Genomic DNA, 20,597 nt, shown 5'->3' on the forward strand with positions numbered 1-20,597 from the left:
CATGCTGCAAAAGACTTTTGAGGGCGGCAACGATCAGAGAGGGGTCGCCCATCCGGTGCCGACCGGGCGCGACACACGCCTCGACGTTTTTCGGGCCCTCTGCCTGCTGACCATCTTCGTCAACCATGTGCCGGGCCAATATCTCGAATATCTGACGCACAAGAATTTCGGCTTTTCCGATTCGGCGGAGGCCTTCGTGCTGATTTCCGGCCTGTCGGTCGGGGCGGCCTATTCCGGCAAGTTCCTGGCCGGCGGCCGGCTCGCCCTCACGCTGAAGATATGGCGGCGCGCCCTGGCGCTCTACGTCGCGCACATCATGACGAGCGTGGTGACGCTTGCGATCTTCGCCGGCGGGGCCCTCTATTTCGGCCGTCAGGAGCTGATCGGCGAGATCAACATCCGGCCGATCGTCGAGCAGACGGAGCAGGGGATCGTCGCCATGGTGCTGCTCGGGCACCAGCTCGGCTATAACAACATTCTGTCGATGTATGCGGTGCTGTTCCTGCTGCTGCCCGGCTTCCTGTGGCTGAATGCCGTCCGCCCCAGATTGCTGTTCGCGTTTTCGGCGACGCTCTGGCTCGCTGCCGGCTGCTTCAAAATGGTGCCCTATAACTTTCTCGACGACGGCTACTGGTTCCTCAATCCCTGGTCCTGGCAGTTCCTGTTCGTGATCGGCATCCTGTGCATGAGCCATGTGCGGCGGGGCGGCAGTCTGCCGCGAAGCCCCTGGCTCCTTGGCATTTCCGTCGCCTATCTCGCGATTTCCGCCTTCTGGGTGCTGTTTTCCTGGTGGAACATCGACCTCTCCTTCGGGCTGCCTGCGGTGCTGACCGGCTTCGACAAGACCTTCCTGTCGCTGACGCGGCTGCTGCATGTGCTGGCGCTCGCCTATATTCTCGCAACCGTTCCCGTCTTCAGCCGGCTGACGCGGGTCGGAAGCAACCATCCCCTGGTGATGATCGGGCGCCATTCGCTTGCCGTCTTCATCTTCGGGACGATCCTCGCAATGGCGGGCCAGGTGCTGCTTCTCGTCACCGACCGGGACCGGATCATCGGCACAATCTTCGTCATCGGCGGGATCGGCCTGCACTTCGCCTATGCCTATTACCTCGAATGGCTGAAGGAAGTGTCCGTGGCGCCGCCGCTGAAGGCGGCGTAGTGGATAAGCTTTAGCCGCATGCGAGAGGGAGAGGCCCCCTCCCGACGAGGCGCTCTGTCACAGTCCGCGCAACCGTTCGATGAACTTGCCCTTGCGCTCATGACGCTCGCGGATGTCGGTGAGCCGGCGGGAGAAATCGGCGGCGGTGCCTTGCTCGGCGGAAAGTAGCGCGAGGTCTGCGAGCAGTGCAGCGGCGCTGTCGTAACCCGGGGCGTTGCGGCGTTCGATCTCGCTTTCGATCTCACGCCAGACATCCTCGCCCCTTTGTTTCAGCTGACCGAGGCGAACGCGGCGCGCCCTTTCAGCCTCCTCGGCCTTGCGGCGCTCCTCGGCCCGCAGCCGTTCGGCTTCGGCACGTTCGCGCAAAGCGCGGATTTCGTGCGCCCTGGCGCGCAATTCGCCAGCCGTCCGGCGCGGCCGCTCGGAACCGTTGCGTTGCGCGCGGACGCGCTGGAGCAATTCGGGGCGGACATTGGCGTCGCCTTCCATCACACGGAGGAGAAGTCTGGTCCTTTCATCCTCGGCAAGGCCTTCGACGAAGGCGCGCGATGCGCCGGGCGTCTCTTCCTCCTCATAGGGAGCGGCCGCAGCCGCTTCCACGAGATCGGAATCTATATAGAAGAACTCGGCCGCAGCCTCGAGCGCGCCCGTGAGCGGACCGATGCCCGGCAAGGGCTCCGGAGCGTCGTCCGAAAGCTCGCCTTCTTCAACGGCCAAAAGCCAGAGGAGATAGAACAGCCTGAGATCGCCTGACAGGATATCGCCGCGCAGTGGAGCAAGCGCGGAAAGCCGGCCCTCGCCGCTCTGGTCGTCATAATCCGCCTCATCGTCGCTACGGCAAATGTCGATTATCATGTGCCCGCCATGATTCGACACCGTCACCCAGTCGACTTCGTCCAGAAACGCACCCAACGCGTTTCGGTCGAATAGCCCCGTCGGCACACGAATCATCAGTTGCCGCGTGCCCCAATTGGCGAGATAGAGGTGCAGGTCGAAGAAGCGTTCCATCAGCTGCTTCGGGTTTCCCTTGAAATCGCCCCACTCGTAATAGTTCGTGAAGCTCGTCGCGGAGATCCGCGCCCGCGAGGACAAGTCGCGCAGCATCCCTTGCTCGGCCTTCGTCAGCGGCCTGTCGATCGCCTGGAACTCGTAGAACTGATATTCGCTCATTCAAGTCTCCCGCATCGGTGCGGAGCGGCAGCCCCAGTGCTTTTCACCCGCGGACAGTCTTTTCCCGATCGTCGTGGAGGTGCAAGCCGCGGGCGCGATTATCCCCAAGCGCTCCGGTCGTGCCGGCAGCGCGGTGCGCCTGCCGCCGAATGGGCGGCCGGACCTTCCCGGTCAAACAAAAATGCCCCGGAGCCGGGGCATTTCGTTGCAAATCCAGTGAGGCGATCACGCCGCCGTAAGGCTCTTGCGGACATCCTCGTCCGTCAGGATACCGCTGGCGCGAAGCAGCGCGGCGAAGCGGCCGTTGCTCTGGCTGAGTTCGTGGAAGCCGCCCATTTCCACGACCCGACCCTGATCCATGAAGATGACCAGATCGGCTTCCCGCACGGTCGACAGGCGGTGGGCGATGATGAAGGTCGTCCGGTCCTTGCGCAAGGCGTCGATGGCATCCTTGACGCGGGCCTCGGTCTCGACGTCGAGCGCGCTGGTCGCCTCGTCGAGCACCAGGATCGGCGCATTCTTCAGGATCGCGCGGGCAATCGCGACGCGCTGGCGTTCGCCGCCCGACAGGCGGTTGCCGCGTTCGCCGACGACCGTGTCGTAGCCGTTGAGGCGGTCCTCGATGAAGTCGCTCGCGGCGGCGGCCTCGGCGGCGGCCATCACCTCGTCCAGAGAGGCGTCCTCACGGCCGAGGCGGATATTTTCGCCGATCGAGCGGTTCATGAGGCCGGCATCCTGGAAGACCGTGGCGATCGACCGGCGCAGCGACTTGCGGGTGACGGTCGCGATGTCCACGCCGTCGATAAGGATCTGGCCGTGTTTCGGCTCGTGGACCCGCTGCAGGAGGTTGACGAGCGTGGTCTTCCCGGCACCGGTCGGGCCGACGATGGCGATCGTCTGGCCGGCCTTCGCCTTGAACGAGACGTTGCGTACGCCCTGGGCCGAGTTTGCGAAGTCGAAGGAAATGTCCCTGAATTCGACCTCGCCGACGACACCTTTCAGTTCCCCGGCATCGGCCGGTTCCTCGCGGTCCTGCACGGAATCCTCGAGCTGGAAGAAGTCTTCGAGCTTGGCGCGGGCTTCGAAGATTTGGGTGGCGAAGGCCTTCATCTGGTCGAGGCGGCCGATCAGCAGATTGGCGAAGCCGATGAAAGCGATCACTTCGCCGACGCCGAGCTCGCCGCGCTGCACCAGCACGGTGCCGATGACGAGGATCGCCATCATCGAGATCGTCGATGCGATGCGGTTGAGGCCGCTCGCCAAAGCCCACCAGTCGAGCACCGGATATTGGGCCGACAGCAGGCGCTGCGTGAACTTCTTCAGTTCGCGCGTTTCAGCCTCGATCCGATTGTAGCTGTGAACCACCGAAACATTGCTGATCGAGTCGGACACGTGCGAGAAGACCGTGTGGTAATGGCCCTCGACGGCAGCCTGGCCCTCCTTCGTGCGGCTCATCACGACCTTGCTGATCATCACATAGGCCGCACCGAGCACCACGAGGATGAGCGACAGGCGGACGTCCATAGCAAAGGCGGTCGGAATCAGAAGCATGAGCGCCACCGCCGTCGCCAGATGCTGCCGCATGAATTCGAGCCAGAGGCCGAAGAGCGTCTCGCAGGCGCGCAGCAGCGTATGCAGCGCATTGGAGGTACCGCGCTGGCTGTGCCATGAGAGAGGCATCGAGACGATCCGGCCGAAGGCTTCGGTCAGGAGCGAAGCGCGGCGACCATGCGCGAGACGGTCCGCCTCGCGGGAGACGAGCACGAAGGCGATCGTATTGAAGACGCCGAAGCCCGCCCACAGGAGCAGCATCGGCGCGACGTCCTTCTGTGACGAGATCGCGTCGATGATTCGGCCGAACAGAATCGGCTCCGCAATGGTGATGGCAGCCAGGACGATATTGGCTATGACGATCGCCCCGACGCGAAACTTGTGGACAGCAAGATACTGAAGCGCTCTTGCATACACCTGAAACAAGGACACTGTCTCACCCCTTTCGGGTATCGGAATTGGCGCCGCAACGGCACGATGCGGCAATGCGTTGCGTCTTGAACCGACGGCAAGGATGATCTTCATCCACCTTGCGTGCCGGCAAAGCCGCGGGTGACGGCCTTTGCGTTCTTCCCAAAAAACGCGGTAGACGGGGCGGATCAGCGAGAAGGATCATCCGATACCATGGGAGGGTTGGCGGGATGATTCATCGTTAGCTATCTTGATGCCTCGACTCCGAGTTTTTGCAGGTTTCCTGCAAGACCGGGCGTGATATGAAGAATTATCGCGGTTGCAACATGAATGGCTTCTGAACGGCGTATTCACATGGCCTGGCGGGTTGCGCGGCGCGTTTTTGATTTGAGGATGCTCTATGAATATTACGTTGCTCGTACAGTTTCTGGCGCTACTGGAAGAGATGAAGACGCGCGAGGAGATCCTGCCCGAGTTCGAGCGCCTGCTCGACCGCTGCGGTTTCGACTTCTACGGCATCGTGCGTCAGCCGAAACCGCATGAGAATCCGCTGAGACTTCTTCTGGCCGGAGGGCTGGCCGCAAATCTACATCCGCAAGAAATACGTCGTTATCGATCCGACCATTCGCTTCCTCGGGCATGCCCAGCGCGGCTTCCGCTGGCGCGACACGCTCGTGGCATTCCGCTCGGACCCGCACCGCAAGCGCATGGAAAGCATGATGGTCGAGGCGCGCAATCATGGCCTCTTCGACGGCTATATCTTTCCGGTCCACGGCCGGCGCGGGCTCATGGGCAACCTGACCGTCGGCGGCCGGGTGGTCGATCTGAGCCCGGTGGAGTTGAGCCTTTTCGACGCCATTGCCAAGCGGCTGTTCTGGAAGCTGCTCGAACTCACCGATCCGGAGATCATGGCGGAACTTGTCTCCCGCGTCGAAGTCCAGATGACGCGGCGCGAAATGGAGGCGCTCCACTATCTCGCCGACGGAATGACCTCGAACGACATCGGCAAGGTCCTCGACATTTCCAGCCACACGGTCGACTGGTACATGAACGGCATCCAGGAAAAGTTGAAGGCGAAGAACCGCCATCACGTCGTGGCGATCGCCTTCCGCCTGGGACTGATCTCCTGACGGCACAAGCCGAAGTGCAGCGCCTCGACCGGATTCGAAAGGGGTCGCGCTCCCTCCCCTTCATTCCTGTGCCCGTCACAGGAATCCGGCCAGCCCAAGTCCTGTAGAAGTTAGAGCGGGATGCGGGCGGAAAACCGCACACACTTTTCCTCATCCCGCTCTAGGCTGACAGGACGTCTTCCCCGCCGCAGACGCGGCGGTGCTGGCTCCCTGTGACAAGCACAGGGTCAGGGAGGTTCCGAATGTTCACGCCACTCTCGTGCACCGTGCTCCTGACCGAATGGGTCAGCGTTCATGTCGCATCTGAAATTGCGCTTCATTCCTTGACTCGCTAATAGTTCTTTTCGCGGGTGCAGCATTCCCGCGTGTCCAAGTCTATGAGGAGTCCGACTTGTCCATTTCCAAGATCCTTGTTGCCAACCGTTCCGAAATCGCCATCCGCGTCTTCCGCGCGGCCAATGAGCTGGGGCTTAAAACGGTCGCGATATGGGCTGAGGAGGATAAGCTGGCGCTGCACCGCTTCAAGGCGGACGAGAGTTATCAGGTCGGACGCGGGCCGCACCTTCCCCGCGACCTCGGACCGATCGAGAGCTATCTGTCGATCGACGAGGTGATCCGCGTCGCCAAGCTCTCCGGCGCCGACGCCATACATCCGGGCTATGGGCTGCTCTCCGAAAGCCCGGAATTCGCCGAGGCCTGTGCCGCAAACGGCATCACCTTCATCGGCCCCAAGCCGGAGACGATGCGCCAGCTCGGCAACAAGGTCGCGGCCCGCAACCTCGCGATCTCGATCGGCGTGCCGGTCGTGCCGGCGACCGAGCCTCTGCCGGACGACCCGGAAGAGATCAAGCGACTGGCCGAGGAGATCGGCTATCCGGTGATGCTGAAGGCCTCCTGGGGCGGCGGCGGCCGCGGCATGCGGGCGATCCGCGACCCCAAGGACCTGATCCGCGAGGTGACCGAGGCCAAGCGCGAGGCCAAGGCCGCCTTCGGCAAGGACGAGGTCTATCTCGAAAAGCTCGTCGAGCGCGCCCGTCACGTCGAAAGCCAGATCCTCGGCGACACGCACGGCAATGTCGTCCATCTTTTCGAGCGCGACTGCTCGATCCAGCGTCGCAACCAGAAGGTCGTGGAGCGGGCGCCGGCGCCCTATCTCAATGATGCGCAGCGCCAGGAACTCGCGGATTATTCGCTGAAGATCGCCAGGGCGACCAACTATATCGGCGCAGGCACCGTCGAGTATCTGATGGATTCCGATACCGGCAAGTTCTACTTCATCGAGGTCAATCCGCGCATCCAGGTCGAGCATACGGTCACCGAGGTCGTCACCGGCATCGATATCGTCAAGGCGCAGATCCATATTCTCGACGGCTTCGCCATCGGTGCGCCGGAATCGGGCGTGCCGCGCCAGGAGGACATCCGCCTCAACGGCCATGCGCTGCAGTGCCGCATCACGACGGAAGACCCGGAGCAGAACTTCATTCCGGATTATGGCCGCATCACCGCCTATCGCGGCGCCACCGGCTTCGGCATCCGCCTCGACGGCGGCACCGCCTATTCCGGCGCGGTGATCACCCGTTACTACGATCCGCTGCTCGAGAAGGTCACCGCCTGGGCGCCGAACCCGGGCGAGGCGATCCAGCGGATGATTCGTGCGCTGCGAGAATTCCGCATCCGCGGCGTGGCGACCAACCTCACCTTCCTCGAGGCTATCATCAGCCACCCGAAGTTCCACGACAACAGCTATACGACGCGCTTCATCGACACGACGCCGGAATTGTTCCAGCAGGTCAAGCGCCAGGACCGCGCCACCAAGCTTCTCACCTATCTCGCCGACGTCACCGTCAACGGCCATCCGGAAGTCAAGGGCCGGCCGAAGCCTTCCGACGATATCGCCGCGCCGGTCGTGCCGTTCACCGGCGGCGATGTGAAGCCCGGCACGAAGCAGCGCCTCGACCAGCTCGGCCCGAAGAAATTCGCCGAATGGGTGAAGGCGCAGCCGGAGGTGCTGATCACCGACACGACGATGCGCGACGGCCACCAATCGCTTCTCGCCACGCGCATGCGCACCTACGACATCGCCCGCATCGCCGGCACCTATGCGCGGGCGCTGCCCAACCTCTTTTCGCTCGAATGCTGGGGGGGCGCGACCTTCGACGTGTCGATGCGCTTCCTGACCGAAGATCCGTGGGAGCGGCTGGCGATGGTGCGCGAGGGTGCGCCGAACCTGCTCCTGCAGATGCTTCTGCGCGGCGCCAACGGCGTCGGCTACAAGAACTATCCGGATAATGTCGTCAAATATTTCGTCCGCCAGGCCGCGAAGGGAGGCATCGACGTCTTCCGCGTCTTCGACTGCCTGAACTGGGTCGAGAACATGCGCGTGGCGATGGACGCGGTGGCCGAGGAGGACAGGATCTGTGAGGCGGCGATCTGCTACACCGGAGACATCCTCAATTCCGCCCGGCCGAAATACGACCTGAAATACTACACGGCGCTTGCGGCCGAGCTGGAAAAGGCCGGCGCCCACATGATCGCCGTCAAGGACATGGCCGGGCTCCTGAAGCCGGCCGCGGCGCGTGTGCTCTTCAAGGCGCTCAAGGAAGCGACCGGCCTGCCGATCCATTTTCACACGCACGACACTTCCGGAATTGCGGCGGCGACCGTGCTCGCCGCAGTCGAGTCGGGCGTCGATGTCGTCGATGCGGCGATGGACGCGCTCTCCGGAAACACCTCTCAGCCCTGCCTCGGCTCGATCGTCGAAGCGCTGTCCGGCTCGGAGCGCGACCCGGGTCTCGATCCGGAATGGATCCGCCGCATCTCCTTCTACTGGGAGGCGGTACGCCATCAATATGCGGCCTTCGAAAGCGACCTCAAGGGGCCGGCTTCGGAAGTCTATCTGCACGAGATGCCGGGCGGCCAGTTCACCAACCTGAAGGAACAGGCCCGCTCGCTCGGCCTCGAGACCCGCTGGCACGAGGTGGCGCAGGCCTATGCCGACGCCAACCGGATGTTCGGCGATATCGTCAAGGTGACGCCGTCTTCCAAGGTCGTCGGCGACATGGCTCTGATGATGGTCTCCCAGGATCTGACGGTCGCCGATGTCGAGAATCCGGGCAAGGACATCGCCTTCCCGGAATCGGTCGTCTCCATGCTCAAGGGCGACCTCGGCCAACCGCCGGGCGGCTGGCCGGAGGCGCTGCAGAAGAAGGCGCTGAAAGGCGAGGAGCCCTATGACGCGCGTCCGGGCTCGCTGCTCGAAGACGCGGATCTCGACGCCGAGCGCAAGGGCATCGAGGAGAAGCTCGGCCGCGAAGTGACCGATTTCGAGTTCGCCTCCTACCTCATGTATCCGAAGGTCTTCACCGATTATGCGGTGGCCTGCGAGACCTACGGCCCGGTCAGCGTGCTGCCGACGCCCGCCTATTTCTACGGGATGGCGCCGGGTGAGGAACTCTTCGCCGACATCGAGAAGGGCAAGACGCTCGTCATCCTCAACCAGGCGCAGGGGGAGATCGACGAGAAGGGCATGGTCAAGATGTTCTTCGAAATGAACGGGCAGCCGCGTTCCATCAAGGTACCCGACCGCAACCGCGGCGCCTCGGCTGCCGTCCGCCGCAAGGCGGAAGCCGGCAACGCCGCCCATCTCGGCGCGCCGATGCCGGGCGTGATCTCGACCGTTGCGGTGGCCTCCGGCCAATCGGTCAAGGCCGGAGACGTGCTGCTCTCCATCGAGGCGATGAAGATGGAGACGGCGCTTCACGCCGAGAAGGACGGGGTGATTTCCGAGGTGCTCGTAAGGGCCGGCGATCAGATCGATGCGAAGGATCTGCTGGTGGTGTTCGGGGGTTAAGCACCGCCCGCCCTTCAGATGTCATAGCTCATCGGCGCACTCAGCGAGGCGATGAACCGCTTGGTCCGCTCGCGCTCCGGTGTCGAGAAGATCTTGCGCGGGGGGCCGCTTTCGACGACGACGCCGCCATCCAGGAAGACGACGTGATCGGCGACGCGGGAGGCGAGGCGAAGGTCGTGGGTGGCCATGATCATCGTGGTGCCCTCCCGCGCAAGGCGGCTCAGGACCTCCACCACTTCTTCCGCCAGTTCCGGATCCAGCGCCGAGGTCGGCTCGTCGCAGAGGAGCACGCGCGGCGAAGGGGCGAGTGCGCGGGCGATCGCGACGCGTTGCTGCTGGCCGCCGGAAAGCGTGGCCGGCCAGGCATCGGCCTTGTGTGCCATGCCGACCTTCTCCAGCAGCTCGAGCGCCCGGGCGCGCGCCCGGTCGGCCGGCCATTTGAGAACGGTGACGAGGCCTTCCATCACATTGCCGATCGCCGTCTGGTGCGGGAAAAGCTGGAAGTTCTGGAACACCATTCCGGTCTGGCGGCGCAGTCTCTGGATCGCCTGCCAGCCGACCTTGCGGCCCTCGGCGAATTCGAGCCGGTCGTCGCCGAGGCGGATTGTCCCGGCCGTCGGGATTTCCAGCAGGTTGACGCAGCGCAGCAGCGTGCTCTTGCCGCCGCCGGAGGGACCGACGAGCGCAGTCACGCTGCCTTCCGCGAGCGAGACGCTGATGTCGTTCAGCACGGTGTTGGTGCCGAAGCGCTTGACGATGTGGGAGAGCTCGATCATGCGCGCGCCTCCAGAAAGCCGCCATAGCGGGCGAAGCGCTGCTCCAGTTTCCCCTGCAGCGCCGAAAGAACGGAACTCATGACAAGATAGATCAGGGCAGCCTCGATGTAGAGGATCAAGGGTTCATAGCTGGTGGCGACGATGCGCTGCGCCGTCTGGAAAAGCTCCGGCACCGTGATCGCAGCGGCGAGCGAGGTGTCCTTGACGAGCGAGATGAAGGTGTTCGACAGCGGCGGAACGGCGACGCGGCCCGCTTGCGGAAGGATCGTCCGGCGCATCGCCTGGCTCCAGCTCATGCCGATCGAATAGGCCGCTTCCCACTGCCCCCTCGGAACCGACGAGATCACCGCGCGGATGATTTCGGAACTGTAGGCGCCAATGTTGAGCGTGAAGCCGATCAGCGCTGCAGGAAAGGCGTCGAGCAGTATGCCCATGCTCGGCAGGCCGTAGAAGATGACGAAGAGCTGCACGAGCAGCGGCGTGCCGCGGATCACCCACACATAAAACCGGGCCACGGCCGCGAAAGGAGCCGGAGCAAACAGCCGAACAACGGCGGTGACGAGGCCGAGAGCCAGGCCGAGGGTGAAGGAGAGGAGCGTCAGCGGGATCGTGAAGATCAGCCCCGCCCAGAGCAGGGCCGGCAACGAGTCCGCCATCAGTTGAAGCCAGTGGGGCAAGACAGAACCTTTCAAAACGCGCGATCCGTCCCGGATGCCGGGACGGATCGTGATTCATAAGCAGGATGGGGAAAGGTGTGAAGCCCACATCCGTGCAACTGTTCCGCGGGACTCTCTCCCCGCTTCAGGTCACCCTGGTTGATCCGCCGGCCGCAGGGAATGCGAAGGCACGGATTGCCCCTCTCCTCGGGTTAAACCCGAGGACTAACCCTCTCCCCGCAGGCGGGGAGAGGGTTAGGAGGCCGCGGCGCATCGCGTCTTCCAAAGGCGAGTGAGGTGCGGGAGGTTGCCGCGTGTCCCTTCGCCCCGCTTGCGGGGAGAAGGTGCCGGCAGGCGGATGAGGGGCCGTTCCGGCATCTTCCACACGCTATTTCGAAACGTCGGCGCCGAAATATTTCTGCGAGATCTTCTCATAGGTGCCGTCGGCCTTGATCTCGGCCAGCGCCTTGTTGATCGCTTCGAGCAGCTCCGGCTCGCCCTTGCGGATGATGATGCCCGAATAATCGGCATCGGGCTTTTCGGCGGCGATCTTCACATTCGCATCCGGCTTCTGCTTCTTGAAGTCGAGGAAGGAGAGGCTGTCATTGATGGTCGCGTCGGCGCGGCCCGTCAGCACGAGCTGGATCGACTGGTCGAAACCGTCGGTTCCGACGAGCTCGGCGCCCGAGGCTTGCGCGAGCTTGCCGAAGTTGCTGGTCAGCGACTGTGCCGATTTCTTGCCCTTCAGGTCGGCGAAGTCCTTGATCTCCTCGTCGTCGCCGCGGACGATCAGCACGGCCTTGGAGGCGATATAGGGTTCGGAGAAATCGTATTTCTTCTTGCGCTCCTCGGTGATGCCGACCTGGTTGATGACAGCGTCGTAACGGTTGGCGTCGAGGCCGGCGATCAGTCCATCCCACTTGCCTTCCAGGAATTCCGGCTTGACGCCGAGGCGCTTGGCGACTTCCTGGCCGATCTCGACGTCGAAGCCGACGAGAGCGCCGCTCGCGTCATGATAGGTGAAGGGGGCGTAGGTGCCCTCGGTGCCGATCTTCAGCACGCCTGCGGACTTGACCTCGTCCAGGTTCTGCCCCGCCTCAGCGGGAACGAAGGCGGCGAATTGCAGGAGTGCGGCGGCAAAAAGCGTCGGAAGGAGTTTCATCGTTGTTTTTCCAGTTCTGGTTCTCCGGCCCGTCATCCGGATTACAGCGAATTTCGCATAAACCCGCCGGTTTCCAAGCGTATAAAAGACCAATTCCGAACGGTTTCGATAAAGATTTTTCCTCAGATGGCCGATTCCCACCCAAAACGCTGAGGCGTGAAATGTTCCGTTTGCGTGCCTGCGGTTTTGCGGCAGGCGGGATTGAAAGCCGCGCTCGGGAATGATAATCACGTTTCCATCGATTCATGCACGATTATGCACGGTTCCAGGATGTCCACCGATCTGCTGCTGCGAGAGAGAAAGAGCCTGATCCAGGAAAGGCTGAGAACCGAGGGCCGGGTGCTCGCGGTCGATCTCGCGCGCGAATTCGGCGTGTCGGAAGACACGATCCGTCGCGACCTGCGCGAGATGGCCGCCGCCGGCCTTTGCGAGCGCGTCTATGGCGGAGCGCTGCCGGTTGCGCCCGACGCAGGCTCGCTTGTGGCCCGGATATCCCGCGCGCCCGAACGCAAGGCGGCGCTGGCGCGGGCTGCCGTCGCCTTTCTAAGGCCGCGCATGACCGTGTTCCTCGACGCCGGCTCCGCCAATCTGGCGATTGCGCAGGCAATCGGACCGGACCTCTCCGCGACGATCATCACCAATACGCCGCCGATCGCCGCGGCCTTGATGGAGAAGCCGGGCATCGAGGTCATTCTGGTGGGCGGGCCGCTGAACCGCGCTGTCGGCGCGGCGGTCGGTGCGCGGGCGCAGCGCGATGCCGAGCTCTTGCGGCCCGATCTCGCGATTCTCGGAACCTGCGGTGCGGATGCCGAAGCAGGGCTGACCGCGTTCCACTTCGAGGATGCGGAATTCAAGCGGCTGATCGCTTCCAGGAGCCGCGCCCTGCTTGCGGCCGTCACGACCGACAAGCTCGGTACCGCAGCACCGCATACGGTGGTCGCCATAGACGGCGCCTCCACGCTCGTTCTCGAGGCGGATGCGCCGGAAGCCGAGGTCGCGGCCTTCACGGCGCGGGGGGCGAACGTCGTTCTCGCGAAGGAGCCTATCCGGTGATCCGCGATCCCGACGGCAATCGAAATCACCAATTGAGCCGGACGATCCGGCAGCGGAAGGTTAACCCATGGATCAGCGCACAGATTCCGCCCCGAAAGCCGTTGGCCGGCAGGGCTATATGTCGAAAAACCGGCTTGCCGTGTCTCTCCTGTTTCTGATGAACGGCTTCGTCACCGGAAGCTGGGCGCCGAAAATCCCGGAGTTCAAGGAGCGGCTCGGCATCGGCGAGAGCGTTCTCGGTCTTCTCATCCTCGGTTTCGGCATCGGCTCGCTGGTGCTGATGCCGATTGCCGGCGGCTTCATCGCCCGTCTCGGCTCGCAGAAGGTGGTCAAGGTCACGGCGATCATCCTTTCACCGCTGCTTCTCCTTCTGACGCTCCTGCCGAATCTGTGGACGGCAGCACTCGGCATGTTCCTGCTGGGTGGCTTCGTCGGCGCGATGGATGTGGCCATGAACGCCAATGCCGTCGAGGTCGAGAAGTCGATGCGCCGTGCCATCATGTCCTCGTGCCACGCCTATTGGAGCCTCGGCGGGCTGATCGGCGCGGGGATCGGCGGCTTTCTGATGGCGCGCTTCGGCGTGCTGCCGCATGCGATCGTCGTCACCTGCCTGTGTCTTGCGATACTCGCGGTTGCCTGGCCGATGATCCTTGCCGACCGTCCGCATCCTGCGGCAACCAGAGAGAAGCTCAGGCTGCCGATGACACCGCTGCCCTGGCTGATCGGCATCATGGCCCTTTTCTCGATGGTGCCCGAGGGTGCCGTTCTCGACTGGGGTGCGCTTTATCTGAAGGATGAACTCGGCGCCTCCGTCGAGCTTTCGGGCTTCGGTTTTGCCGCCTTCTCGGCGACCATGGCGGCGATGCGCTTTGCCGGCGATCACGTGCGCGACCGGCTCGGCGCCACTCTGACCTTGCGCATCTGCACCGTGACCGCTCTCGCCGGCATGGTGCTGGCCGGTCTCGCTCCCAATGCCGTTCTCGCGATCCTCGGTTTTGCGCTTGCAGGCATCGGCATATCCAACATGGTGCCGATCGCCTTTTCGGCCGCCGGCAATATGCCGGGTCTGCAGCCGGGCATAGGGCTGTCGGTCGCGACCACCATGGGCTATTCCGGCATGCTGTTTGCGCCCTCATTGATCGGCTTCATCGCGGAACACAGCGGCTTCGCGATCATCTTCGCCTGCGTTCCCGTGCTGTTCATCGTGGTGCTCCTGCTTTCGCATCACGCCGTTCACGCGGATCACAGCAAGGGGTGATCGTCGTTTGGGCGGATGAGGGGCAGTCGCGCAGCCGCTGCCATCAATTCGCCGTCAGCGCGTGATGTTGCCGTTGACAAGCGGGCGTTCCTTCGCCACCTGAAGTGAAAGTTCCCGGGCGGTCCGTGCGCGTTCCGCTCTGCAGCAACGGACCCAAGAAGAGGCCTTCATGTCTTCTGCCTTCGATTTCGAGCCACAGCCGCGCCGCGCCTCGGTCGCCGTCGATGTCGGCGGCGTGATTGTCGGCGGCGGTGCTCCGGTCGTCGTCCAGTCGATGACGAACACCGATACGGCCGATATCGATGCGACGGTCGCGCAGGTGGCCGCACTCCACAAGGCAGGGTCGGAGCTGGTGCGCATCACGGTCGACCGCGACGAGAGCGCCGCGGCCGTGCCGAAGATCCGCGAGCGGCTCCTGCGCCTCGGCATTGACGTGCCGCTCGTCGGCGATTTTCACTATATCGGCCACAAGCTGCTCGCCGATCATCCGGCCTGCGCCGAGGCGCTTGCGAAATACCGCATCAATCCCGGCAATGTCGGCTTCAAGGACAAGAAGGACAAGCAGTTCGCCGAAATCATCGAAATGGCGATCCGCTACGACAAGCCTGTGCGGATCGGGGTGAACTGGGGCTCGCTCGACCAGGAGCTCCTGACGCGGCTGATGGACGCGAACCAGGCGAATGGCTCCCCTCTGACGGCACAACAGGTGATGCGCGAGACGATCGTGCAGTCGGCGCTTCTCTCGGCGGAACTTGCCGAGGAGCTGGGCCTGCCGCGTAGCCGCATCATCCTGTCCGCCAAGGTTTCGGGCGTGCAGGATCTGATCGCCGTCTATGCGATGCTCGCCGCGCGTTCCGACCATGCGCTTCATCTCGGCCTCACCGAGGCGGGCATGGGCACCAAGGGCATCGTCGCCTCTTCCGCCTCGCTCGGCATCCTGATGCAGCAGGGCATCGGCGACACCATCCGCATTTCCCTGACGCCCGAGCCCGGAGGCGACCGCACGCGCGAGGTGCAGGTGGCGCAGGAGCTTCTGCAGGTGATGGGCTTCCGTCAGTTCATTCCGGTCGTCGCGGCCTGTCCGGGCTGCGGGCGCACCACCTCGACCGTGTTCCAGGAACTCGCCCAGAAGATCCAGGAGGATATCCGCGCGAGCATGCCGGTCTGGCGTGAGAAATATCCGGGCGTCGAGGCGCTGAAGGTCGCCGTGATGGGCTGCATCGTCAACGGCCCCGGCGAGAGCAAGCATGCCGATATCGGTATTTCGCTTCCCGGAACCGGCGAAATGCCGGCCGCACCCGTATTCATCGACGGGCAGAAGGCGCTGACGCTGCGCGGGCCGAAGATCGCCGAGGACTTTCAGCTGCTCGTCGCCGATTATATCGAGAAACGCTTCGGCCACGGCCAGGCGGCGGCGGAATAGTATCGAGGATCAGAGCCGTGCCGTCAGCAGCTTGAAGCCCGCAAAGGCGAAGAAGCCGGCCATCAGGCTCTCGATGATCCGCCGCGATTTCAGATAGGCGCGATGCACCGGCGCGAGCGAGAAGACGATCGCGAAGCCGCAGAAGATCACGAGGCCGATCAGCATGCAGCCGCCGATGAAGGCGGCCGTGACGCCGACCGGCGCGCCCTCCGGCATCCCGAGCGAGACCAGCATGATCCAGGCGAAGATCGCCTTCGGATTGGTCAGGTGGATCCCGAGACCTTTGAGGTAAAGCTTCTTCAGCGAGGAAGTCGGGGGAACACGAAGGGCGGACGGTTGGGCGTCGCCCTGCATCGCCGCTCTGAGCGCGTTATAGGCAAGCCAGAACAGATAGCAGGCGCCGGCGATCTTCAGGACGATGATCGCCTGGCCATAGGTCCGGATGAGGGCCGACAGGCCGGAAGCCGTCAGCATCGCCCAGGTGTAGCTGCCGCTCAGCACGCCGAAGGCGAGCGCCAGGCCCGCGCTTCTCCCCCGGCTGACCGAGGTCGCGATGATCGCCAGAACCGCTGGCCCCGGCGAAGCAACGGCGATGATATAAGCTGTCCACGCGACGAGGAGCTGCGGCAGATAGGGCGTGAGGTCGAGCATGACGGCGTCCGATTGTCCTTGCGGACGGGACAGTAGCCGAGGCTTCAGTTGATGCCAATGGGGTGCGCGATGCCCCGAGCGCGAAGAAACGGCCGGTATGTTTTTGGCTTGCCCTCATCCGGCCTGCCGGCCACCTTCTCCCCGCAAGCGGGGCGAAGGAGATTCGCGGTGAAGCGTTGCCCAAGTCCCCTCTCCCTGCAAGTCCCCTCTCCCTGACTGCGCTAGGGCATATACGCATCTGATCCTCTCGCGGAATCCGTTGCCATGGGGAGAAACCGGCTGGCTCTCGCTTCCAGTGATGCGGTCTCCCGACGGCATCGTTTGGGATAGGTGGAGGTCAAGCCGCTTGTCGTCTCCCCCACAAGGGGGGAGAATATATGCGGCGAGCTCTCGCCTCCACTTCTGCGTTCTGTCCGTGGCATCGTTTAGGCATGCGAAGGTCAAACCGCTTATCGCATACTCATGGCAACGGCTCCCGCCGGAGGAGCAGATATGCATATGCCATAGCCGGCCTGCCGGGAGAGGGTTGGTCCTCGGGTTAAACCCGAGGAGAGGGGCGAAACGCGCCGTTCGCCGTTCGGCCCTCACAGAACCTCGTCGAGCGCCGCGACCAGCTTGGCGCATTCCGCGTCGGTGCCGATGGTGATGCGCAGGAAATCCGCGATTCGCGGCTTGGCGAAATGGCGGACGATCACAGCCCTTTCGCGAAGTTTCGCCGCCAGCGTCTGGCCCGCATGTCCGGGGTGGCGGGCGAAGACGAAGTTTGCCTGCGACGGCAGGACCTCGAAGCCGCGCTTTTCGAGTTCGCTCGTCAGCTTCGCCCGCGAGGCGATGATCTTGCCGCGGGTCGCCTCGAACCACGCCTCGTCCTCGATCGCAGCCGTTGCGCCGGCCTGGGCGGCGCGTCCGAGCGGATAGGAGTTGAAGCTGTCCTTGACGCGCTCCAGCGCCTCGATCAGCGGCCGCTGGCCGATCGCGAAGCCGACGCGCAGGCCGGCCAGCGCGCGTGACTTCGAGAAGGTCTGAACGACGAGCAGGTTGTCGTATTTCGGAACGAGCGCGATTGCGGATTCGCCGCCGAAATCGATATAGGCCTCGTCGATCACCACCGGCTGACCGGGATGGTCGGCCACCAGCCTTTCGATTTCGGCAAGCGGCAGGCCGATGCCGGTCGGGGCGTTCGGGTTCGGCAGGATGACCGCGCCCGAGGGCCGGCGATAATCGGCGATGTCGATGCGGAATGCGGCGTCGAGCGGCACCTCCACCGCCTCGATGCCGAAAAGGCCCGCATAGGTCGTGTAGAAGCTGTAGGAGATGTCCGGAAAAAGTAGCGGCCTGTCGTGCTTCAGCAGCGCCGCGAATGTGTGTGCCAGGACCTCGTCGGAACCGTTGCCGACGAAGACTTCGCCGACCGATACCTGGTGGCGCGCGGCGATCGCCTGCCGCAGTCCGAGAGCGACCGGATCCGGGTAGAGCCGGAGATCCGTGTCTGCGGCCGCCCGGATCGCCCCCAGCGCCTTTTCCGAGGGGCCATAGGGGCTCTCGTTGGTGTTGAGCTTGACGAGATCGGCCATGCGCGGCTGTTCACCGGGGACGTAAGGTTTCAGCGCGGCAACGATCGGCGACCAAAGTTTGCTCATGAGCTCAGTTCCTGCGGTTGGCGATGAAGCGGGCGGTTTCGGCAAGGATCGCCGAGCGTGGTCCGTAGGGTTCGAGCAGGCCTTCCGCCTCGGCCACCAGGCTTTCGAGCCGCCGCTCGGCCCAGGGCTGGCCATGCAGGGAGACAAGCGTGCCCTTCCCCCGTGCGGCATCCTTGCCGGTCGCCTTGCCGACGATTGCGGCATCGGCGGTGAGGTCGAGCAGGTCGTCGGCAAGCTGGAAGGCGAGGCCGATCTTGTCCCCGAAGGCGCGCAGCCGTCGGCGGTCCTCTGCCGGCGCATCGGCGATGATCGCGCCCGCCTCGCAGGCGAAGCGGATGAGGGCACCTGTCTTCATCGACTGCAAGAGGACGATGCCCGCTTCGTCGGGGGCGCTCTTTTCGGCGGCTAGGTCGAGCGCCTGACCGCCGGCCATGCCCCCATGCCCCGCGGCGCGCGCGAGCGCCAGCACGAGCGTCGTCTTCTGACGGTCGGAGAGCGCCGTTTCCGGCGCCGCGACGATGTCGAAGGCGAAGGTCAGCAGGCTGTCGCCCGCAAGGATCGCCGTCGCCTCGTCGAAGGCGACGTGCACCGTCGGCTTTCCGCGGCGCATGTCGTCGTCGTCCATGGCCGGGAGGTCGTCATGGACGAGCGAATAGCAGTGGATGCATTCGAGCGCGGCGCCTGTTCTGAGCGCCGCTTCCGCATCGCCGCCGAGGAGGGCCGTGCTTTCGGCGACGAGAAAAGGCCGCAGCCGCTTGCCGCCGTTGAGCACGCCATGGCGCATGGCTCCGAGCAGGTTTGCCGGGCGGGCGATTTCGCCCGTGCCCACGGCCGGACCGAGCAATGTCTCGAGCAGCGCTTCGACCGCGACCGCGTTGGTCTTGAGGCGCGCCGGAAAGGATGATCTCTCGTCTTTCATAAAGGCTCTTTGACACGCGGCGGAGCGGCTTTCAACGGGCTTTGGCGTCGCAGCGCACAGGGCTGGTCCGGGGATGACGGCGCTGCAGAGCCTTGCCTTTTGCGAGAAAGGCCGTTCAACTTTCGCTCGCCATCGCATATGAGAGGGTGAATGGGACAAGAGGCGGGCGGAAAAGAGGTGGACGGACGGGGCGTGGAGATCGTTTCGGAAGAACGCGAGGAGGCGGAGTTGCCCGCCGGTCGCTGGACGGCCACGCGCAGGACCTGGCGCTCGCGGCGGCGTCGGCTCGTTTTTATCGTCCTCTCAGTTCTCATCCTGCCCTATGCCCTGATCGGCCTCTATCTCTTGGAGTTCATTCACCCGGTTTCGACACTGATGCTGCGCGATCTCGTGCTGCTGCGCGGCTATGACCGGCAGTGGGTGGAATTCGACGACATCGCGCCGGTGCTCGTCCAGTCGGTGATGATGTCGGAGGACGGGCAGTTCTGCGCCCATGCCGGCATCGATTGGGCGCAGATGCGCGGCGTCGTCGAGGATGCGCTCGACGGCGAACAGACGCGCGGCGCCAGCACGATCCCGATGCAGACGGTCAAGAACCTGTTCCTCTGGAACGGCCGTTCCTTCGTGCGCAAGGCGATGGAACTACCGCTCGCGATCGCGGCCGATTTCGCCTGGAGCAAGCGGCGCCTGATGGAGATCTACCTGAACGTCGCCGAATGGGGCGAGGGCATATACGGGATCGAGGCCGCCGCCCGGCATCATTTCGGCGTTTCGGCGGCGAAGCTTTCGCGCCGCCAGGCCGCTCTCCTCGCCGTCTCGCTGCCCAACCCGATCGATCGCACTGCCGGCAAGCCGGGGCGTGGCCTGCGGCGTCTCGCTGCGGTGATCGAACGCCGGGCCGGCCGCTCCGGCGGTTATATCACGTGCCTTTATGATTAGGATGAAACCAATTCATTGGTTCGCCGGCCTCTGATGTGGCAAGGCTGCGTTTGTATCTCGCATGAGCGAACCCAGTCGGAGACAGGATCATGGCCAAGCTCGTCCTCTATGTCGGCAACAAGAACTATTCGTCCTGGTCGCTGCGGCCCTGGCTCGCCCTCACGGCCGGCGGAATTCCGTTCGAGGACGTCGTCGTTCCCTTCGATTTTGCGGCCGGAAATCCGCGTTTTCACGAAATCTCGCCCACGGGCCGCGTTCCCGTTCTTCATCACGGCGAGATCCGCATATGGGAATCGCTCGCGATCATCGAATATGTCGCGGAGCTTTTCCCGGATGCGGGTCTCTGGCCGGAGGACCGCGCGGATCGTGCCCGTGCGCGCAGCTACTCCATGGAGATGCTCTCCGGCTTCCGGGCGCTGCGCGGCGCCTGCCCGATGAACATCCGCCGTCCGAGAAAGGCGATCGCTCTGCCGGACGGCGTCGTCGAGGACGTGGCGCGGATCGAGACGATCTGGCGGGAGTCGGTCGCGCAATCAGGGGGGCCGTTCCTTTTCGGCCGGTTCACCGCGGCCGACGCTATGTTCGCCCCGGTCGTCAACCGTTTCGAGACCTATGAGCTCGTGGCGGACCCGGCGACGCTCGCCTATATTGACGCCGTCAAGGCGCATCCGGCCTTCCGCCAATGGGAGGAGGCGGCGAGAGTCGAAACATGGATCGTACCCGAGGACGAGGCCTGAGGCGGATCGGGGCTTCCCGCGCCCGAGTCGAAAATTTGCCCGCGGGGACTGGTCAAAGTGCGGTTCGACATGTATAAGCGCGCGAAATTCCGAGATCGACATCTGTTTGACC

Annotated in this window: 15 protein-coding genes and 1 pseudogene; 8 read left to right on the forward strand and 8 right to left on the reverse strand. The window is 64.0% G+C overall.

The window, feature by feature from the left end; translation table 11 throughout:
• Position 1 precedes the first annotated feature (1 nt).
• Positions 2 to 1,159 (forward strand): OpgC family protein, encoded by a 1,158-nt coding sequence (locus tag JOH52_RS06745; protein ID WP_010970543.1) that lies wholly within the window; start codon positions 2 to 4, stop codon positions 1,157 to 1,159.
• A gap of 57 nt (positions 1,160 to 1,216) precedes the next feature.
• Here JOH52_RS06745 and JOH52_RS06750 read toward each other — a convergent pair whose 3' ends face one another.
• Positions 1,217 to 2,329, reverse strand: coding sequence for a hypothetical protein (locus tag JOH52_RS06750; protein ID WP_010970542.1), 1,113 nt, complete (start codon positions 2,327 to 2,329; stop codon positions 1,217 to 1,219).
• 225 nt (positions 2,330 to 2,554) lie between these two features.
• Entirely contained in the window at positions 2,555 to 4,312 is a 1,758-nt protein-coding gene (locus JOH52_RS06755; RefSeq protein ID WP_013844932.1) for a glucan ABC transporter ATP-binding protein/ permease, read from the reverse strand.
• A 379-nt stretch (positions 4,313 to 4,691) separates the two neighbouring features.
• Between JOH52_RS06755 and JOH52_RS06760 the strand changes: the two are divergent.
• A pseudogene (locus tag JOH52_RS06760) lies at positions 4,692 to 5,421 on the forward strand (helix-turn-helix transcriptional regulator).
• A gap of 391 nt (positions 5,422 to 5,812) precedes the next feature.
• Positions 5,813 to 9,271 carry a pyruvate carboxylase gene (gene pyc, locus JOH52_RS06765; RefSeq protein ID WP_013844931.1) on the forward strand — a complete coding sequence of 1,153 codons (3,459 nt, stop codon included), beginning with the start codon at positions 5,813 to 5,815 and terminating at the stop codon, positions 9,269 to 9,271.
• 14 nt (positions 9,272 to 9,285) lie between these two features.
• Here pyc and JOH52_RS06770 read toward each other — a convergent pair whose 3' ends face one another.
• The 3 genes from JOH52_RS06770 to JOH52_RS06780 form a co-directional block, all read right to left on the reverse strand.
• Positions 9,286 to 10,047 (reverse strand): amino acid ABC transporter ATP-binding protein, encoded by a 762-nt coding sequence (locus JOH52_RS06770; protein ID WP_010970537.1) that lies wholly within the window; start codon positions 10,045 to 10,047, stop codon positions 9,286 to 9,288.
• A complete protein-coding gene (locus tag JOH52_RS06775) occupies positions 10,044 to 10,724 on the reverse strand; it encodes an amino acid ABC transporter permease (protein WP_003535752.1) in 681 nt (226 codons plus the stop codon). Before JOH52_RS06775 ends, JOH52_RS06770 begins: the two co-directional genes overlap by 4 nt.
• Positions 10,725 to 11,091: 367 nt before the next feature.
• Positions 11,092 to 11,865, reverse strand: coding sequence for an amino acid ABC transporter substrate-binding protein (locus JOH52_RS06780; protein WP_003535753.1), 774 nt, complete (start codon positions 11,863 to 11,865; stop codon positions 11,092 to 11,094).
• Positions 11,866 to 12,120: 255 nt separating this feature from the next.
• On the opposite strand from JOH52_RS06780, the gene JOH52_RS06785 reads away from it, so the two are divergent.
• From JOH52_RS06785 to ispG, 3 genes are all read left to right on the forward strand, one after another.
• Positions 12,121 to 12,918, forward strand: a complete 798-nt coding sequence (locus tag JOH52_RS06785; protein ID WP_014529968.1) for a DeoR/GlpR family DNA-binding transcription regulator — start codon at positions 12,121 to 12,123, stop codon at positions 12,916 to 12,918.
• A gap of 67 nt (positions 12,919 to 12,985) precedes the next feature.
• On the forward strand, positions 12,986 to 14,176 hold the full coding sequence (locus tag JOH52_RS06790) for an MFS transporter (protein ID WP_003535755.1): 1,191 nt from the start codon (positions 12,986 to 12,988) through the stop codon (positions 14,174 to 14,176).
• Positions 14,177 to 14,345: 169 nt separating this feature from the next.
• Entirely contained in the window at positions 14,346 to 15,599 is a 1,254-nt protein-coding gene (gene ispG, locus JOH52_RS06795; RefSeq protein ID WP_014527003.1) for a flavodoxin-dependent (E)-4-hydroxy-3-methylbut-2-enyl-diphosphate synthase, read from the forward strand.
• A 9-nt stretch (positions 15,600 to 15,608) separates the two neighbouring features.
• Here ispG and JOH52_RS06800 read toward each other — a convergent pair whose 3' ends face one another.
• The 3 genes from JOH52_RS06800 to JOH52_RS06810 form a co-directional block, all read right to left on the reverse strand.
• The gene (locus JOH52_RS06800; RefSeq protein ID WP_013844929.1) at positions 15,609 to 16,250 is read right to left on the reverse strand and encodes a LysE family translocator; all 642 of its coding nucleotides are present in this window, start codon (positions 16,248 to 16,250) and stop codon (positions 15,609 to 15,611) included.
• A gap of 584 nt (positions 16,251 to 16,834) precedes the next feature.
• A complete protein-coding gene (gene hisC, locus JOH52_RS06805) occupies positions 16,835 to 17,890 on the reverse strand; it encodes a histidinol-phosphate transaminase (RefSeq protein ID WP_010970532.1) in 1,056 nt (351 codons plus the stop codon).
• Between the two features lie 4 nt (positions 17,891 to 17,894).
• On the reverse strand, positions 17,895 to 18,809 hold the full coding sequence (locus JOH52_RS06810; RefSeq protein WP_010970531.1) for a polyprenyl synthetase family protein: 915 nt from the start codon (positions 18,807 to 18,809) through the stop codon (positions 17,895 to 17,897).
• Positions 18,810 to 18,959: 150 nt separating this feature from the next.
• Here JOH52_RS06810 and mtgA point away from each other — a divergent pair, with 150 nt between their 5' ends.
• A complete protein-coding gene (gene mtgA, locus JOH52_RS06815) occupies positions 18,960 to 19,748 on the forward strand; it encodes a monofunctional biosynthetic peptidoglycan transglycosylase (RefSeq protein WP_010970530.1) in 789 nt (262 codons plus the stop codon).
• A gap of 89 nt (positions 19,749 to 19,837) precedes the next feature.
• Positions 19,838 to 20,485: a glutathione S-transferase family protein gene (locus JOH52_RS06820; RefSeq protein WP_010970529.1), complete on the forward strand. Its 648-nt coding sequence runs from the start codon at positions 19,838 to 19,840 to the stop codon at positions 20,483 to 20,485.
• Positions 20,486 to 20,597 lie beyond the last annotated feature (112 nt).

This window comes from Sinorhizobium meliloti, assembly GCF_017876815.1.
Taxonomy (GTDB): domain Bacteria; phylum Pseudomonadota; class Alphaproteobacteria; order Rhizobiales; family Rhizobiaceae; genus Sinorhizobium; species Sinorhizobium meliloti.

Coding starts and splice junctions, on each gene's coding strand:
- JOH52_RS06745 (WP_010970543.1), top strand. CDS start 2: ATGCTGCAAAAGACTTTTGAGGGCGGCAACGATCAGAGAGGGGTCGCC.
- JOH52_RS06750 (WP_010970542.1), bottom strand. CDS start 2,329: ATGAGCGAATATCAGTTCTACGAGTTCCAGGCGATCGACAGGCCGCTG.
- JOH52_RS06770 (WP_010970537.1), bottom strand. CDS start 10,047: ATGATCGAGCTCTCCCACATCGTCAAGCGCTTCGGCACCAACACCGTG.
- JOH52_RS06780 (WP_003535753.1), bottom strand. CDS start 11,865: ATGAAACTCCTTCCGACGCTTTTTGCCGCCGCACTCCTGCAATTCGCC.
- JOH52_RS06785 (WP_014529968.1), top strand. CDS start 12,121: ATGCACGGTTCCAGGATGTCCACCGATCTGCTGCTGCGAGAGAGAAAG.
- JOH52_RS06790 (WP_003535755.1), top strand. CDS start 12,986: ATGGATCAGCGCACAGATTCCGCCCCGAAAGCCGTTGGCCGGCAGGGC.
- ispG (WP_014527003.1), top strand. CDS start 14,346: ATGTCTTCTGCCTTCGATTTCGAGCCACAGCCGCGCCGCGCCTCGGTC.
- JOH52_RS06800 (WP_013844929.1), bottom strand. CDS start 16,250: ATGCTCGACCTCACGCCCTATCTGCCGCAGCTCCTCGTCGCGTGGACA.
- hisC (WP_010970532.1), bottom strand. CDS start 17,890: ATGAGCAAACTTTGGTCGCCGATCGTTGCCGCGCTGAAACCTTACGTC.
- JOH52_RS06810 (WP_010970531.1), bottom strand. CDS start 18,809: ATGAAAGACGAGAGATCATCCTTTCCGGCGCGCCTCAAGACCAACGCG.
- mtgA (WP_010970530.1), top strand. CDS start 18,960: ATGGGACAAGAGGCGGGCGGAAAAGAGGTGGACGGACGGGGCGTGGAG.
- JOH52_RS06820 (WP_010970529.1), top strand. CDS start 19,838: ATGGCCAAGCTCGTCCTCTATGTCGGCAACAAGAACTATTCGTCCTGG.